The organism is Nostoc sp. CHAB 5836 (assembly GCF_020829445.1).
In the GTDB taxonomy this organism is placed as follows: domain Bacteria; phylum Cyanobacteriota; class Cyanobacteriia; order Cyanobacteriales; family Nostocaceae; genus Nostoc.
Window position 1 is genome coordinate 1 of sequence record NZ_JAIVFV010000043.1, and the last position, 13,702, is coordinate 13,702.

The window sequence follows — 13,702 nt, forward strand, 5'->3', positions numbered from 1 at the left end:
TTCTTAGGCTTTAGGCGTTTAACTCAGTTGGACTCAGTTTGAAAAATAACTGGGGTAATTTATGATGCGTAGATTGTAAGTTCGCGTAAATCAAACGCGAACACTTCTTTTTTGTCCAAAGTCCAATAACTTGCTCACGGGCTAGGACGGCTAGAAAGTCTCGGCGGTTTAACCCAGCAACGTTGGCTGCTTTCTCCATTGAGATTTCCTGCTTCTGATACCAGTAGATAGCAGCAGCTTGGCGTATATCGCGCACAAATTCTTCTGGACTCAGGCGACGGGTGCTAAATACGGATTCTGGCAGGTTAATCGTGACATTAGACATGATTTATGTCCTAAATTGCTGCATTATGCTGCAATACGGTTTAGATAAGACTAAAACCCTTGTCCAGTGGACAGTGTAGAGACGTTGCAATGCAACGTCTCTACAGGCCTATGGTTCTGCAGAAAATCCTTAACCCGAGCGTATTGGATTATGCTGCATTAATAATATCAACCATCTCCTTTTAAAAGCGATCGCCTCCTCCCGGCAATTTACATATAAAAGGCTCAAGCATTGCTGCCTGAGCCTTTTCTAGATTCAACTAAGTTAGTTTCGCCTATTTACCTTAGTAACGGTTACGGTTGTAGCCACCGCCACCACCGCCACGGTTTCCACCACCGAAGGAACCACCTCTGTCTTCTCTGGGCTTGGCTTTATTTACTTTGAGGTCACGACCAAGCCACTCAGCACCGTCAAGAGCTTCAATAGCTTTTGCTTCTTCATCTTCTGAACTCATTTCCACAAAAGCGAAACCGCGTAAACGACCTGTTTCACGGTCAGTGGGTAATTGAACACGCTTTACAGCACCATATTCTGCAAATACAGCACTCAGCGCATCTTGCGTAACATCATAGGAGAGGTTACCTACGTAAATTGACATTAAATGTCTCCAAAATCATAAGTTTGTAGAGATTTAGATTTCGGAGAGAAGTCTGTAATACCAAAAGGGAAAAGCCTGTCAATACTAAAAACAAACACTGTCGCCGAATTAATTCTCATTTCACTTCCCATGATGACATAGCAACTAAACTTTCTGGGAGAAAGTTTGAAAAATTGTTATAAAAAGTTATATTGTGCAGTTGTTCAGCTAATGAGCATTGCGATCGCCACTTACCTGCTGATTCCTGGAAAAATTCTGAAATCTGCGATTCGTTAGCGGTTTGTGCAATTTTTAGCAATGATATCACTTGTAACTTTCCTGGCTATTGATCGCTGTAATAGGACTTACGCAATAACTCTAGTAAACGCAAGTCTTCTACATAAGGGCAGATTGCAAGAAATTTAAAAATATTTATACTGAGTTAAGAATTACATCGGAAGCTAAAAAGCTACCTCATTGACGTAATGAGTTAAAGTGGTGAGAATTTTTCCGGATAAAAAGTAATTTTTGATACAAAATTCTGCAAGAAGATAGTTAATTTACTCTCGCCGCTTTTCACTAGCCATAATGTCTCAAAATTACTTGGTAATGCACGGCTGTTTAACCCCAAAACCTCCCAAAATAGAAGAAAAATAAATGATTTTGGATAGAAATAAGCCGCACAAGCAGGTGAAAATCTCACCTTTCGCAGCCGCTAACCAGGTAATTAATACCCAGTTAGATTTAGTTATGAAGACTGATATGGCTGTTGCAGATACAAAGGTATCTTCCCCTTTTACATCCATATTATTGATTCCCTGTTTGCTGGGCATAGGACTGCTGACAGCGAGTTGTGGAGCGCTTCCCAAGGAAGAATCGGCTGATGCACAATCTCAGAGTCTTGGTAGGGGACAAGGTGGTGGTGCAACGGCTGTAGATGTAGCGATCGCCCGAACCGATACGCTGGAAACACAACCAGAATATACAGGTAACACAACACCCTTTCGGATTGTATCAGTGCGATCGCAGGTAGAAGCCCAGTTGTTGGCTTTAAACCTTGATGTGGGCGATGCAGTAAAGCTTGGGCAAAAGGTCGGGCAGTTAGATGATGCCATACTTTTGACCGAATTAAAGCAAGCAGAAGCAGAACTAGCAGCCCTGAAATCAGAAGTAGCTAGAGCAACCAATCAGGTAAGCAATGCCCGTGCAGACGTTGAACGGGCGCGGCTGGAAGTGGTACAAGCTCAGGCAGACTCAGAACGCCAACAAAATTTATTCAAAGCCGGAGCGATCGCAGCACAAACTGCCCAGCAAGCACGTACCCAGGCAAAAACGGCCGCCCAGGAACTGCGGGCAGCCCAAGAGCAAGTTCGTACAGAACAACAAGCCGTCGCTGCTGCTCAAGGTAGAGTACTTGCTCAACAGGCTTTGGTTGCTCAAACCAAAGAGCGCAGGTCTTACGCTCGGTTGACATCCCCCATCACTGGCATAGTTACAGAAAAGGTAACAGAACCCGGCAATCTTTTGCAAGCAGGTAGCGAAGTCTTAAAAATTGGCGACTTTAACCGTGTCAAAGTCGTCGTCCAAGTTTCCGAATTAGAACTGTCACAAATTCAAGTTGGACAGTCTGTACAAGTGCGCTTAGATGCCTTCCCCAAGGAAACATTAATTGGCAGAGTTACGCGCATTTCTCCAGCAGCCGATGCCACAGCTCGCTTGATACCTGTAGAGGTAGTAATTCCTAACACCCAAGGGAAAATTGGTAGTGGACTACTGGCGCGAGTCAATTTTCAAACCCAGACTCAACGGCGCGTAGTAGTGCCGCAAACAGCTATTCAAAAACAAGCAGGGGAAGCAAAGGCAGCAGGGAGAGAGCAAGCAGAGCAACCAGGAACGCTATTTGTGGTGAAAGACACAGAAGGCAAGATGAAAGTATCGACGCGTGCAGTCACTTTAGGAAAAAGGGCTGATGGCAAGGTGGAAATTTTATCTGGTTTGCAAGCGGGAGAGCGCTATGTTGTTCGTAGTGGTAAGCCGTTAAAAGAAGGTGACACTGTAAATCTTTCAATTCTTTCGGAAAAGCAATAGTAGGGTGGGCAATTCGCAATACCTCGACAGGGTTGAAATTTAAACGCAAAGGGGCGCAAAGGGAAGCGCAAAGGTTCGCAGAGAATTGGCTACGAATTTATGAAATATTGTACTTAGTAGTCAGCACTTAGCACTTATCACGTAGTATTATGCAACAGGCAAATAATAATAGTGGCAATGGCGGATTTAGCCTTAGTGCGATCGCTATCCGCCAACACATTGGCACACTCATGCTCACTGTGGCAGTAATTGTCATTGGCGTATTTTTTCTCACAACGATCCAAGTGGATCTTCTACCGTCAATTACCTATCCCCGAATTGGCGTTCGGCTAGAAGCCCCTGGTATTTCCCCAGAAGTAGCAGTAGATGAAATTACCAGACCCTTAGAAGAAGCTTTAAGGGCAACTGAGAATGTAGTACAAGTTTTTTCCCGCACCCGTGAGGGACAGGTAAGCCTCGATTTATACTTCCAACCAGGGGGCGATATTGACCAAGCCCTCAACGATGCTACTGCTGCTTTTAACCGAAGCCGAGGACAACTGCCAGATACGATAGAGGAACCACGCTTATTTAAAGTCGATCCCTCCCAATTGCCGGTTTATGAATTGGCACTGACATCTGCTTCGTTACCAGGTAAAGATTTACGCGTATTTGCTGATGAAGAGTTAACCCGTGAACTCAGTGTTGTGCCAGGAGTCGCTTCCGTTGACGTATCTGGCGGCGCTGAGGAAGAAGTACGAGTGCTTGTTGACTTAAACCGATTGCAAGCTTTGGGTGTAGGGTTAAATGATGTCTTAGATGAATTAACAGCCCGTAACCAAGACACTTCTGGCGGTCGGATTCTGGGGCAAAATTCCGAGCCATTAACTCGGACTGTAGGACGCTTCCAAAATGCTAATGAAATCGAAAACCTCTCCTTAGAAGTTTCCTCCCCCTCATCCCCCTCATCCCCCTCATCCCCCTCATCCCCCTCATCCCCCTCATCCCTTCCCCGCCGCGTCTACTTGCGAGACTTTGCAGAGGTAATTGACGATACAGAAGACCAGCGATTATTTGTTTACCTGAACCGTCAGCCAGCAGTGAAATTTTCAGTCCAAAAGCAGCCTGAGGCCAATACAATCACAGTTGTAGATGCTGTGAAGCGGCGAATTGAACAATTACGACAATCGGGTTTAATTCCAGCAGACATGATTTTGAGTCCCACCACAGATGAATCTGTCTTCATCCGCAATTCTTTAAATGATGTCATCTTTTCGGGAATTTCTGGGGCATTATTAGCAGCAACGGCAGTGTTGTTATTTTTGGGGTCATTCAGGCAAACATTTATTATCAGTTTGACGATTCCGTTGTGTACTCTGGCAGCGATCGCTTTAATGAGAATATTTGGCTTAACTTTGAATGTTTTTAGTTTGGCAGGTCTGACATTAGGAGTCGGTCAAGCAATTGATACATCGGTTGTGATCTTGGAGAACATTTCCGAAAAAGCGGGCATGACTCCCAATCAGAGAGAGATGGAAGAAGGGGAAAAGGGCAAAAATTCCAAATTCTTTATTGACAGTGCGATCGCAGCTTCCCAAGAAGTAGAATCTGCTTTAATTGCTGCTACAGGTGCCAACTTAGTTTCTGTAGTGCCATTTCTCTTAATTGGCGGCTTTATTGCACTGCTATTTAATGAACTGATTTTGACAATTAGCTTCGCAGTTGCAGCATCTCTTGTCGTTGCCATCACAGTGGTGCCGATGCTGTCTTCTCGACTTTTGGGAATTCGCTGGTCTAGTGGAATCAGCGAATTTTGGCTGCTTAGACAGTTTAATCACCGATTTGAAGATGCTACACGGGGATACGGTAACTTCTTAACCAAAGTTTTACGCTATCGGTTTTTCGTAGTCACTGCTGCTTTGCTCATTTTAGGCGGCAGTAGCTTCTTTATGTTTGGTCAAATTCCCCAAGAAATTTTACCTCGCATCAGTACTGGTCAAGCTAACTTAAGAGCGCAGTTTCCTCCCGGTACACCTTTAGCAACTTCTCAAAAAGTTATGCAAATTGTCGATGACATTTTGCTCAAACAACCAGAAACCGAGTCTGCTTTTACAACCGTGGGTGGTAATTTATTTGGTAGCAATACTACAGAAAATCCTTTACGTGCCAGTAGCACCATCAATCTTAAACCAGGCACAGATGTCGAAGCCTTTGTCAAAAAAGTAACTCAGGAATTTAACAAACTCAACTTAGCGGGAATTCTGCTGCGCCTCAATCCTGGTCAGGTGCGGGGTTTAATCTTGAGTAATTCCCCAGTGCAAGGGTCAGAGGTTGACGTGATTCTGCAAGGTGAGAATGAAGAAAACTTAACGCAAGCAGGGGCACAAGTGCTGCAAGCTTTGCAAGAAAGAGCAAAATTAGCAACATTCCGACCAGATGCTGACCCCCGACAACCGGAAATCCAAATTCGCCCCGACTGGGAAAGGGTTTCAGCTTTAGGGTTGAGCGCCGAGCAAATTGGTGCAACAGTTCAAACAGCAATTGAAGGTTCAGTTCCGACGCAAATTCAACGCGGTAATCGTTTAGTTGATGTGCGGGTGCAGCTAAATAAAGAAGCCATTCAGCGGCCTTCTCAGTTAGAGCAATTACCGCTATTTACAGAAAACAATCAACTAATCCGCCTTTCAGATGTGGCAAACATTCAAGAAGGACAAGCACCTGGTGAGGTTCAACGGATTAATCAGCGCCAAGCTTTTATTGTGGCAGGCAATCTCAGCGAGGGAGCTAGTCTTGGTGAAGCGATCGCAGAACTCAACGAGGTACTCCAAGATGTAGACTTACCTGATGGCATTTCCATTGTGCCTAGTTCTGCTCAAGAAACTAATCAGCAACTTCAGGATGCTTTAAAAACTTTGGGAGCCTTGGCAACCTTCTTAATCTTTGTAGTCATGGCGGTGCAATATAATTCGCTGATCGACCCATTGGTAATTATGTTCACCGTACCACTAGCTTTAGCTGGGGGAATTTTTGGACTTTACATTACTCAAACTGCAATTGGCGCAACTGTAATTGTTGGTGTAGTACTGCTGGTGGGAATTGTGGTGAATGCAGGGATTTTAATGGTAGAACTAGCGAACCAAATTCGGGATGAAGAAGGTTGTACTCGCCAAGTTGCCATCATCAAAGCTGCTCCTCAACGTTTGCGCCCAATTATCATGACCACAGTCACCACTATCTTGGGATTGTTCCCTTTAGCATTAGGTATTGGCGAAGGTTCAGAGTTTTTGCAGCCATTAGGAATTGTAGTTTTTTTTGGGATGGCGATCGCAACAATGCTGACATTATTTATCATCCCCTGTTTTTATATTTTGCTGCACGATTTACTAAATGGAAATTGGGCGAAGCCAGTGTTAATCCGATTGCGTGGATTTACGAAAAAACTTACCAGCTAATGAGCATTTAAGTTACACATAAGTAGATCGGCGCGATTAAAGATAACTGGTTATGGCTGTCATTTGTCCTTAGTCATTCGTCATTGGTAAGGGTTTTAAGCCTATTTACGTTTCGTCATATAGTTTGATTTATTTTCACCGACTTACTTAGGCCAATACCGTTGATTGCCAATATTAAGGAGTAAGGAGTTTGAAACTTTTAACTCCTCACTCCTCACTCCTCACTCCTCACTCCTCACTTTTGTAAGTGTTAGCTAGCTAACAGAGTCTTTTCTAGAGAAGTCCAACGGAAAGAGCGATCGCCACCCCTTTCAATAACTACTTTCACTCGTGGTTCTAGCTGAGGCAAATTCGCTAAATACTCAACTTCCTCATTAGAAAGAATATTCCCTTCAATAATCCACAAGACCAGCCCCTTTGATTTAGGTGGTAGCTGTTCTAGATGAGAATTGAGAATAGGTGGCAAATAGTACACCTGACCTACTGCCGCACCACTACCAGTACTTTTTTTCCCAAGATGAGGAGGTCTGACTCCATGAATTCTTGTGAGATACGCAGCTACGTCACCCAGTCCCTTAGCGGTAATGTGGAGAGTAGTATAGCCAGCTGCGCGTAATCGGCGCTGATATCGACCTTCATAACCCCCTTCCAGAGGTACATACACTCCAAGAGCGCCAAATTTTTCCAAATCGCGGATTAAACCATTGCCAGTGGTAATTAGTGCCATAGATTTTCGTCTTATCCCACTTAGATATCTCTATTATTTACCGTGAAACGATAGATTAAAAGCATTTTTTTGGGCATTGGGCACTTGTACTGCCCTTAAGAGCAGGACGCACTCGCGTTCGACTACGCAGTTCGACTGCGATTCCATCTCTTCTTAGGCTACGCCAACGAGCAAAGTCGAGATGCTGACCGTAAACTCACCAAGCGCGAACGCGAGTGCGTCTCCAAGAGTTGTCGAAGTATTGAGCATTGGGTATGGATTCTTCTTTTTGTCTCCCTAATCTCCCTCATCTCCCCCATCTCCCTCATCTCCCCCATCTCCCCACTCCCCACTCCCAAAAATAACTCTACAAACTACTAGACAAACATAAATAAATAATTTATATTATTGGATTGTGACCAAACACGCAAATTAGGTTGGCTTTTTACTGTCATTCTGAGGTAGTGTTAGCATCAAAAGCTGATGACTGAACCCAAATGGGATAATCTAACTCAGATTGATCATAGACTGGTAAACTAAGAAAGCTTTCAGATCAACATTGGAGCTTATGGAGGAACAACCAAAGCCAATCCTAAGCTCCAGAGTAGATTTACTCCTGTGCCTCTGAAAAAGCAGGCAAAATTTTAAACAATAGTTTAAGGTGTTTAAGGAAGTAAAACTGAGCAGCAATGTTGGTTTCATGGCATTACGTCAGTCTCAGTTAACGGATACTGGGCGGTAAAACCGCTTAAGTCCAACTGCAACACGGCAGTAGCCAATCTCCGGGAAGTCGCCCTTCGGGCGTATATAAATCGGAAAACCCCGCCGACAGCGCTGCCTCCAGAAAGTGCCAGAGCAATTGCTTGGACGAAAGCATTGCTGCACACAGCTTAAAGCTGTAGCGCCTTGCATTGATTCCAGAAGTTACTCCTTCCCAATGGGAAGAGACTTGTGGCTGTTCTGGTGATCTAGTGAGTGAAGCTAAACAGATTCACCAAGCAGTACGGACACGGTTTGTTGTGTCCGCAAGCATTTGGAGCGGTTTATTGAAGCCATTCCAAATTTCGCAGGCTAACTCAGCCTAAACTGATGCGTACAAAGCGTGTCCTCTAGAGTCCAATTCCAAGGTCAGCAAGTAGAAAGGAGAACCAGTTACTGTGTCTGTAGGTATTCTCGGCACCAAGCTGGGCATGACCCAAATATTTGACGAAGCAGGAGTAGCTATTCCTGTGACTGTCATTCAAGCAGGGCCATGCACCGTTACACAAGTTAAAACAAAACAAACCGACGGTTACTTTGCCATTCAAGTTGGTTATGGCGAAGTCAAACCAAAGGCACTAAACAGACCACTACTGGGTCATTTGGCTAAATCATCTGCCCCAGCATTGCGTCACCTAAATGAATATCACACCGATGGCTCTGGTGATTATGCTTTAGGTCAACAGATTAAAGCAGATATTTTTAGCCCAGGTCAAATTGTCGATGTCGTCGGCACAAGCATCGGTCGCGGCTTTGCGGGAAACCAGAAGCGCAACAACTTTGCTCGTGGGCCGATGTCACACGGTTCTAAAAACCACAGAGCGCCAGGTTCTATTGGTGCTGGGACAACACCCGGTCGTGTCTATCCAGGTAAGCGGATGGCAGGACGTTTAGGTGGAAAACGCATCACAATCCGCAAACTGACCATAGTGCGAGTTGACTCAGAACGCAACTTATTGCTAATTAAAGGAGCCATTCCTGGCAAACCAGGCGCTCTAGTCAGCGTTGTGCCTGCAAAAATAGTGGGATAGTCAAAAGTCATTAGTCAAACGTCATTAGTCATTAGTCATTGGCTAAGGACAAATGGCAAAAGACAAATGACCAATGACGCCACGTGCTTAACTTGGGGAGACCCCAAGACCGCAGTGGCTCACCAATGACAAAGGACAAATAACAAAGATGGTTGAAAGCGTAGTTAAAAATTGGCAAGGAGAACAGGTCGGCGAGACGACCTTCGAGTTGCGCACTGCCAAAAAAGAAACAGCGTCTCATATTGTGCATCGCGCCTTAGTACGGCAACTGACCAATTCTCGTCAAGGAAATGCCAGTACAAAAACCCGTGCGGAAGTCAGAGGTGGCGGTCGTAAACCTTGGCGACAAAAAGGTACTGGTCGCGCTCGTGCAGGGTCTATTCGTTCACCATTGTGGCGTGGTGGTGGTGTGATCTTTGGGCCAAAGCCGAGAGACTTTAACCTCAAGTTGAACCGCAAAGAGCGACGTTTAGCACTGCGGACAGCATTTGTCAGCCGCATTGACGACTTGATCGTAGTACAAGAATTTAGCACCGAGCTATCTCGCCCGAAGACTAAAGAATTAGTAGCAGCACTTGCTCGTTGGGGAGTAGTACCAGAAAGCAAGGCACTGTTAATTTTGTCTGAGATTGCCGATACAGATAATGTTTATTTGTCAGGCCGCAATATTGAAAATTTAAAACTAATTGCAGCCGACCAGCTAAATGTTTTTGATTTACTGCACGCTGACAAAATTGTAGTTACGGCATCAGCCCTAGAAAAAATTCAGGAGGTCTACAGTGCCTAGCTTTGACCCCCGTGACCTTGCCGATTTAGTACGTCGCCCAATCGTCACCGAGAAAGCGACCATTTTGATGGAGCAGAATAAGTATACCTTTGAAGTAATTCCAAAGGCATCTAAGCCAGAAATCAAGGCTGCGATCGAAGACTTGTTTCAGGTCAAGGTTGTAAAAGTCAACACCATCCTACCACCGCGTAAAAAGCGGCGCGTTGGTAAATTTATTGGTTATAAACCCCAATATAAGCGAGCCATTATCACCGTCGCACCTGGGGATGAAGACAAGATTAGACAAGTTCTATTCCCAGAAGTCTAAAAAAGTTAGGAGTTAGGAGTTATGAGTTAGGAGTTACTACGCTCAAAACTCAGCACTCAAAATTTCCAACTCAGCACGGGCTAGACGCCCCGCTATCGCTAACAGCATTCAGCACTTAAAAATATGGGTACTCGTTCTTATCGCCCTTATACCCCCAGCACTCGCCAAGTTACAATCTCTGACTTTGCGGAAATTACCAAAACCGAGCCAGAGAAATCCTTAACAACCTCAAAGCATCGCGCCAAAGGTCGGAATAATCACGGGCGGATTACTAGTCGTCGCCGGGGTGGCGGACACAAACAGCTTTATCGGATCATCGATTTCAAAAGGGATAAACATAATATTCCTGCCAAAGTCGCGGCGATTGAATACGATCCTAACCGCAATGCCAGAATTGCCCTTTTGTATTACCAAGACGGCGAAAAACGGTACATCCTCCACCCCAACGGGTTGAAAGTTGGAACAATAATTATTTCTGGCCCTGAGTCTCCCTTTGAAGATGGTAATGCCTTACCTCTGTGGAAGATTCCCTTGGGTACTAGTGTTCACAACGTGGAATTCACTCCTGGGAAAGGTGGTCAAATTGTCCGTGCTGCGGGTGCTAGCGCTCAAGTAGTGGCAAAAGAAGGTAATTATGTAACTCTCAAGTTGCCTTCAGGAGAAGTCCGCTTGATTCGACGCGAGTGCTACGCCACTATTGGGCAAGTAGGCAACACCGATGCCAGAAACCTGAGTGCAGGTAAAGCCGGACGAAATCGCTGGAAAGGTCGCCGTCCTAAGGTTAGAGGTAGCGTCATGAACCCAGTAGATCACCCACATGGTGGTGGTGAAGGTAGAGCGCCTATCGGTAGATCAGGGCCTGTTACACCTTGGGGTAAACCCACATTGGGTGCGAAGACACGCAATCGCAAGAAACTCAGCAGCAAGTTGATTGTACGTCGTCGCCGTAAGTCTTCTAAACGCGGTCGCGGTGGTCGTGAATCTTAAACAGTTAGGAGTTATGAGTTATGAGTTATGAGTTGAATCTAACTCCTCACTCCTAACTCCTAACTCCTCACTCCTAACTCCTCACTCCTAAATTTAACTATGGGTCGTTCTCTAAAAAAAGGTCCTTTCGTTGCGGATCATCTTCTAAAGAAAATTGAAAAGCTCAACGACAATAACAAAAAAGAAGTTATTAAAACTTGGTCACGAGCTTCGACAATTTTACCCCTAATGGTAGGTCACACGATCGCTGTTCACAACGGACGCCAACACGTTCCAGTTTTTGTAAATGAACAGATGGTAGGACACAAATTGGGTGAATTTGCCCCAACACGCACCTACAGGGGTCATGGAAAAAGCGACAAAAAAGCAGGTAGGTAGTCATTTGTCATTAGTCATTAGTCATTAGTTATTAACTCAGGGCAAAGGACAAAGGACAAAGGACAAATGACAGATGACAAGTGACAAAATTGGAGAAAATTATGGCTAATGATACTACTGAAGTAAAAGCGATCGCTCGTTTTATCCGCATCTCGGCCTACAAGGTGCGTCGCGTACTCGATCAAATCCGGGGGCGATCGTACCGAGAAGCGTTAATCATTCTGGAATTCATGCCCTATCGCGCCACTGATCCCATATTAAAGGTTCTCAGAAGCGCTGCTGCCAATGCCGAACACAACGCTGGATTAGATCGAACTCAACTAGTGATTACTCAGGCTTATGCCGATCAAGGGCCGCCGTTAAAGCGTTTCCAGCCAAGGGCGCAAGGTCGAGCTTACCAAATTCGCAAGCCGACGTGTCATATTACTGTGGCCGTTGCAGCCGCCCCAGGAAAATAAGCTTTTTTTACACGAATAAATTGCGTAAAGTAAGAAATTTTAGAGGAAGCATTCGTGGGACAGAAGATTCATCCAGTTGGTTTTCGCCTGGGTATTACACATGAACATCAATCCCGTTGGTTTGCTGTTCCTGATCGCTATCCAGAACTTTTGCAAGAAGACTACAAACTCCGTCAGTACATAGAACAAAAGCTGGGTAGACAAGCTCAAAACAACGCCGGAATTTCCGAAGTGCGGATTGAGCGGAAAGCTGACCAAATCGACTTAGAAGTACGCACAGCTAGACCAGGCGTAGTCGTCGGACGTGGTGGGCAAGGTATCGAATCCTTACGTACCGGACTCCAAGGACTGTTGGGTAGTAATCGTCAAATTCGCATTAACGTAGTTGAAGTTCAACGAGTTGATGCTGATGCCTACCTAATTGCTGAATACATTGCTCAACAATTGGAACGTCGGGTTTCCTTTCGGCGGGTAGTGCGGCAATCGATTCAGCGTGCCCAACGGGCTGGTGTCCAAGGTATTAAAATCCAAGTCAGTGGTCGGCTCAACGGTGCGGAAATCGCCCGGACAGAGTGGACTCGTGAAGGCAGAGTACCTTTACATACCTTACGGGCTGACATCGACTACTCTTATTGCACAGCAAAAACTGTTTACGGCATTTTGGGTATCAAAGTATGGGTGTTTAAAGGAGAAATTATTCCTGGACAAGAACCAGCTCCATTACCACCCGTAAGCCGCGATCCTCGTGATCGTGGCGATCGCGAGCGTGAACCCCGTCGCCGTCAACAACAACGTCGTCGCCAGCAATTTGAAGACCGCTCAAATGAAGGATAAATCGTCATTAGTCATTAGTCATTAGTCATTAGTCATTAGTAAATGGCAGATGACAAATGACAAAGGACAAATGACAAATGACAAATGACAAGTAACAAACCATGTTAAGCCCTAGAAGAACTAAATTCCGCAAACAACAGCGCGGACGGATGGAGGGACTAGCCACCCGTGGTAGTACCCTCAACTTCGGTGATTTTGCACTCCAAGCGCAAGAACCTGCTTGGATTACCTCCCGGCAAATCGAGGCTTCTCGTCGGGCAATGACCCGTTATATTCGTCGGGGTGGACAAATCTGGATTCGGATTTTCCCTGATAAACCTGTAACCATGCGTGCTGCTGAAACCCGCATGGGTTCCGGTAAAGGTAATCCAGAGTTTTGGGTAGCTGTAGTCAAGCCAGGGCGAATTTTGTTTGAAATCGGTGGAGTTACTGAAGAAATAGCGCGTGAAGCTATGCGCTTGGCTTCATTTAAGCTGCCCATAAAAACCAAGTTTATTGTGCGCTCTCAACCACAGGATCAGGAGTAACTTATGCCTCTTCCCAAGATTTCAGAAGCGAGAGAACTAACTGACGAGAAACTCTCTGAAGAAATTGTCGCCATCAAAAGACAACTATTTCAGTTGCGCTTGCAAAAAGCCACCAGACAACTAGAAAAGCCCCACCAATTTCGACAACTGCGCCACCGCCTAGCTCAATTGCTGACGCTAGAAACAGAACGCAAACGGGCAGCAAGTCAATCGGCTAAAGAAGAAAAGTAGGAGATTATGGCAGTTAAAGAACGAGTTGGCTTGGTAGTGAGCGATAAAATGCAAAAAACTGTGGTAGTCGCCATAGAAAACCGCGCTCCTCACCCCAAGTACGGCAAAATTGTGGTTAACACCCAAAGATATAAAGTTCACGACGAAGAAAATCAGTGTAAAGTAGGCGATCGCGTTCGCATTCAGGAAACTAGACCCCTGAGTAAAACCAAGCGCTGGAAAATCACAGAAGTCCTGAACGTCAAGCCTACTTAAACCTCATCGTTGTTACAAACT

General features: G+C 45.3%; 16 protein-coding genes. 12 read left to right on the top strand and 4 right to left on the bottom strand.

The window, feature by feature from the left end; translation table 11 throughout:
- Nucleotides 1-10 precede the first annotated feature (10 nt).
- The 3 genes from LC605_RS11150 to LC605_RS11160 form a co-directional block, all read right to left on the bottom strand.
- The gene (locus LC605_RS11150; protein WP_229547615.1) at nucleotides 11-325 is read right to left on the bottom strand and encodes a UPF0175 family protein; all 315 of its coding nucleotides are present in this window, start codon (nucleotides 323-325) and stop codon (nucleotides 11-13) included.
- 283 nt (nucleotides 326-608) lie between these two features.
- On the bottom strand, nucleotides 609-923 hold the full coding sequence (locus LC605_RS11155; protein ID WP_229547616.1) for an RNA-binding protein: 315 nt from the start codon (nucleotides 921-923) through the stop codon (nucleotides 609-611).
- 115 nt (nucleotides 924-1,038) lie between these two features.
- A complete protein-coding gene (locus LC605_RS11160; protein ID WP_229547617.1) occupies nucleotides 1,039-1,230 on the bottom strand; it encodes a phycobiliprotein lyase in 192 nt (63 codons plus the stop codon).
- A 329-nt stretch (nucleotides 1,231-1,559) separates the two neighbouring features.
- Between LC605_RS11160 and LC605_RS11165 the strand changes: the two genes are divergently transcribed.
- Nucleotides 1,560-2,990, top strand: a complete 1,431-nt coding sequence (locus LC605_RS11165) for an efflux RND transporter periplasmic adaptor subunit (protein WP_229547618.1) — start codon at nucleotides 1,560-1,562, stop codon at nucleotides 2,988-2,990.
- Between the two features lie 149 nt (nucleotides 2,991-3,139).
- Nucleotides 3,140-6,421 carry an efflux RND transporter permease subunit gene (locus LC605_RS11170; protein ID WP_229547619.1) on the top strand — a complete coding sequence of 1,094 codons (3,282 nt, stop codon included), beginning with the start codon at nucleotides 3,140-3,142 and terminating at the stop codon, nucleotides 6,419-6,421.
- 250 nt (nucleotides 6,422-6,671) lie between these two features.
- On the opposite strand, the gene LC605_RS11175 is transcribed toward LC605_RS11170, so the two are convergent.
- On the bottom strand, nucleotides 6,672-7,148 hold the full coding sequence (locus LC605_RS11175; RefSeq protein ID WP_229547620.1) for an NAD(P)H-quinone oxidoreductase subunit N: 477 nt from the start codon (nucleotides 7,146-7,148) through the stop codon (nucleotides 6,672-6,674).
- A 1,136-nt stretch (nucleotides 7,149-8,284) separates the two neighbouring features.
- Between LC605_RS11175 and rplC the strand changes: the two genes are divergently transcribed.
- From rplC to rpsQ, 10 genes are all read left to right on the top strand, one after another.
- Nucleotides 8,285-8,917, top strand: coding sequence for a 50S ribosomal protein L3 (rplC, locus tag LC605_RS11180; protein WP_229547621.1), 633 nt, complete (start codon nucleotides 8,285-8,287; stop codon nucleotides 8,915-8,917).
- A gap of 148 nt (nucleotides 8,918-9,065) precedes the next feature.
- The gene (rplD, locus tag LC605_RS11185; protein WP_229547622.1) at nucleotides 9,066-9,704 is read left to right on the top strand and encodes a 50S ribosomal protein L4; all 639 of its coding nucleotides are present in this window, start codon (nucleotides 9,066-9,068) and stop codon (nucleotides 9,702-9,704) included.
- Nucleotides 9,697-10,011, top strand: coding sequence for a 50S ribosomal protein L23 (locus LC605_RS11190; RefSeq protein ID WP_179068331.1), 315 nt, complete (start codon nucleotides 9,697-9,699; stop codon nucleotides 10,009-10,011). The genes rplD and LC605_RS11190 overlap by 8 nt, the downstream gene beginning before the upstream one ends.
- A 123-nt stretch (nucleotides 10,012-10,134) precedes the next feature.
- Complete coding sequence (rplB, locus tag LC605_RS11195; RefSeq protein WP_229547623.1) at nucleotides 10,135-10,998, top strand: 50S ribosomal protein L2; 864 nt, start codon at nucleotides 10,135-10,137, stop codon at nucleotides 10,996-10,998.
- Nucleotides 10,999-11,097: 99 nt separating this feature from the next.
- Entirely contained in the window at nucleotides 11,098-11,376 is a 279-nt protein-coding gene (gene rpsS / locus LC605_RS11200) for a 30S ribosomal protein S19 (protein WP_229547624.1), read from the top strand.
- A 101-nt stretch (nucleotides 11,377-11,477) separates the two neighbouring features.
- Complete coding sequence (rplV, locus tag LC605_RS11205; RefSeq protein ID WP_229547625.1) at nucleotides 11,478-11,834, top strand: 50S ribosomal protein L22; 357 nt, start codon at nucleotides 11,478-11,480, stop codon at nucleotides 11,832-11,834.
- Between the two features lie 54 nt (nucleotides 11,835-11,888).
- A complete protein-coding gene (gene rpsC, locus LC605_RS11210) occupies nucleotides 11,889-12,668 on the top strand; it encodes a 30S ribosomal protein S3 (RefSeq protein WP_229547626.1) in 780 nt (259 codons plus the stop codon).
- 101 nt (nucleotides 12,669-12,769) lie between these two features.
- Entirely contained in the window at nucleotides 12,770-13,195 is a 426-nt protein-coding gene (gene rplP, locus LC605_RS11215) for a 50S ribosomal protein L16 (RefSeq protein ID WP_229547627.1), read from the top strand.
- Between the two features lie 3 nt (nucleotides 13,196-13,198).
- Nucleotides 13,199-13,426, top strand: coding sequence for a 50S ribosomal protein L29 (gene rpmC / locus LC605_RS11220; RefSeq protein WP_229547628.1), 228 nt, complete (start codon nucleotides 13,199-13,201; stop codon nucleotides 13,424-13,426).
- A 6-nt stretch (nucleotides 13,427-13,432) separates the two neighbouring features.
- On the top strand, nucleotides 13,433-13,681 hold the full coding sequence (gene rpsQ, locus LC605_RS11225; protein ID WP_094349093.1) for a 30S ribosomal protein S17: 249 nt from the start codon (nucleotides 13,433-13,435) through the stop codon (nucleotides 13,679-13,681).
- Nucleotides 13,682-13,702: the final 21 nt, after the last annotated feature.

Coding starts and splice junctions, on each gene's coding strand:
- LC605_RS11150 (WP_229547615.1), bottom strand. CDS start 325: ATGTCTAATGTCACGATTAACCTGCCAGAATCCGTATTTAGCACCCGT.
- LC605_RS11155 (WP_229547616.1), bottom strand. CDS start 923: ATGTCAATTTACGTAGGTAACCTCTCCTATGATGTTACGCAAGATGCG.
- LC605_RS11165 (WP_229547618.1), top strand. CDS start 1,560: ATGATTTTGGATAGAAATAAGCCGCACAAGCAGGTGAAAATCTCACCT.
- LC605_RS11170 (WP_229547619.1), top strand. CDS start 3,140: ATGCAACAGGCAAATAATAATAGTGGCAATGGCGGATTTAGCCTTAGT.
- LC605_RS11175 (WP_229547620.1), bottom strand. CDS start 7,148: ATGGCACTAATTACCACTGGCAATGGTTTAATCCGCGATTTGGAAAAA.
- rplD (WP_229547622.1), top strand. CDS start 9,066: ATGGTTGAAAGCGTAGTTAAAAATTGGCAAGGAGAACAGGTCGGCGAG.
- rplB (WP_229547623.1), top strand. CDS start 10,135: ATGGGTACTCGTTCTTATCGCCCTTATACCCCCAGCACTCGCCAAGTT.
- rpsS (WP_229547624.1), top strand. CDS start 11,098: ATGGGTCGTTCTCTAAAAAAAGGTCCTTTCGTTGCGGATCATCTTCTA.
- rplV (WP_229547625.1), top strand. CDS start 11,478: ATGGCTAATGATACTACTGAAGTAAAAGCGATCGCTCGTTTTATCCGC.
- rplP (WP_229547627.1), top strand. CDS start 12,770: ATGTTAAGCCCTAGAAGAACTAAATTCCGCAAACAACAGCGCGGACGG.
- rpmC (WP_229547628.1), top strand. CDS start 13,199: ATGCCTCTTCCCAAGATTTCAGAAGCGAGAGAACTAACTGACGAGAAA.
- rpsQ (WP_094349093.1), top strand. CDS start 13,433: ATGGCAGTTAAAGAACGAGTTGGCTTGGTAGTGAGCGATAAAATGCAA.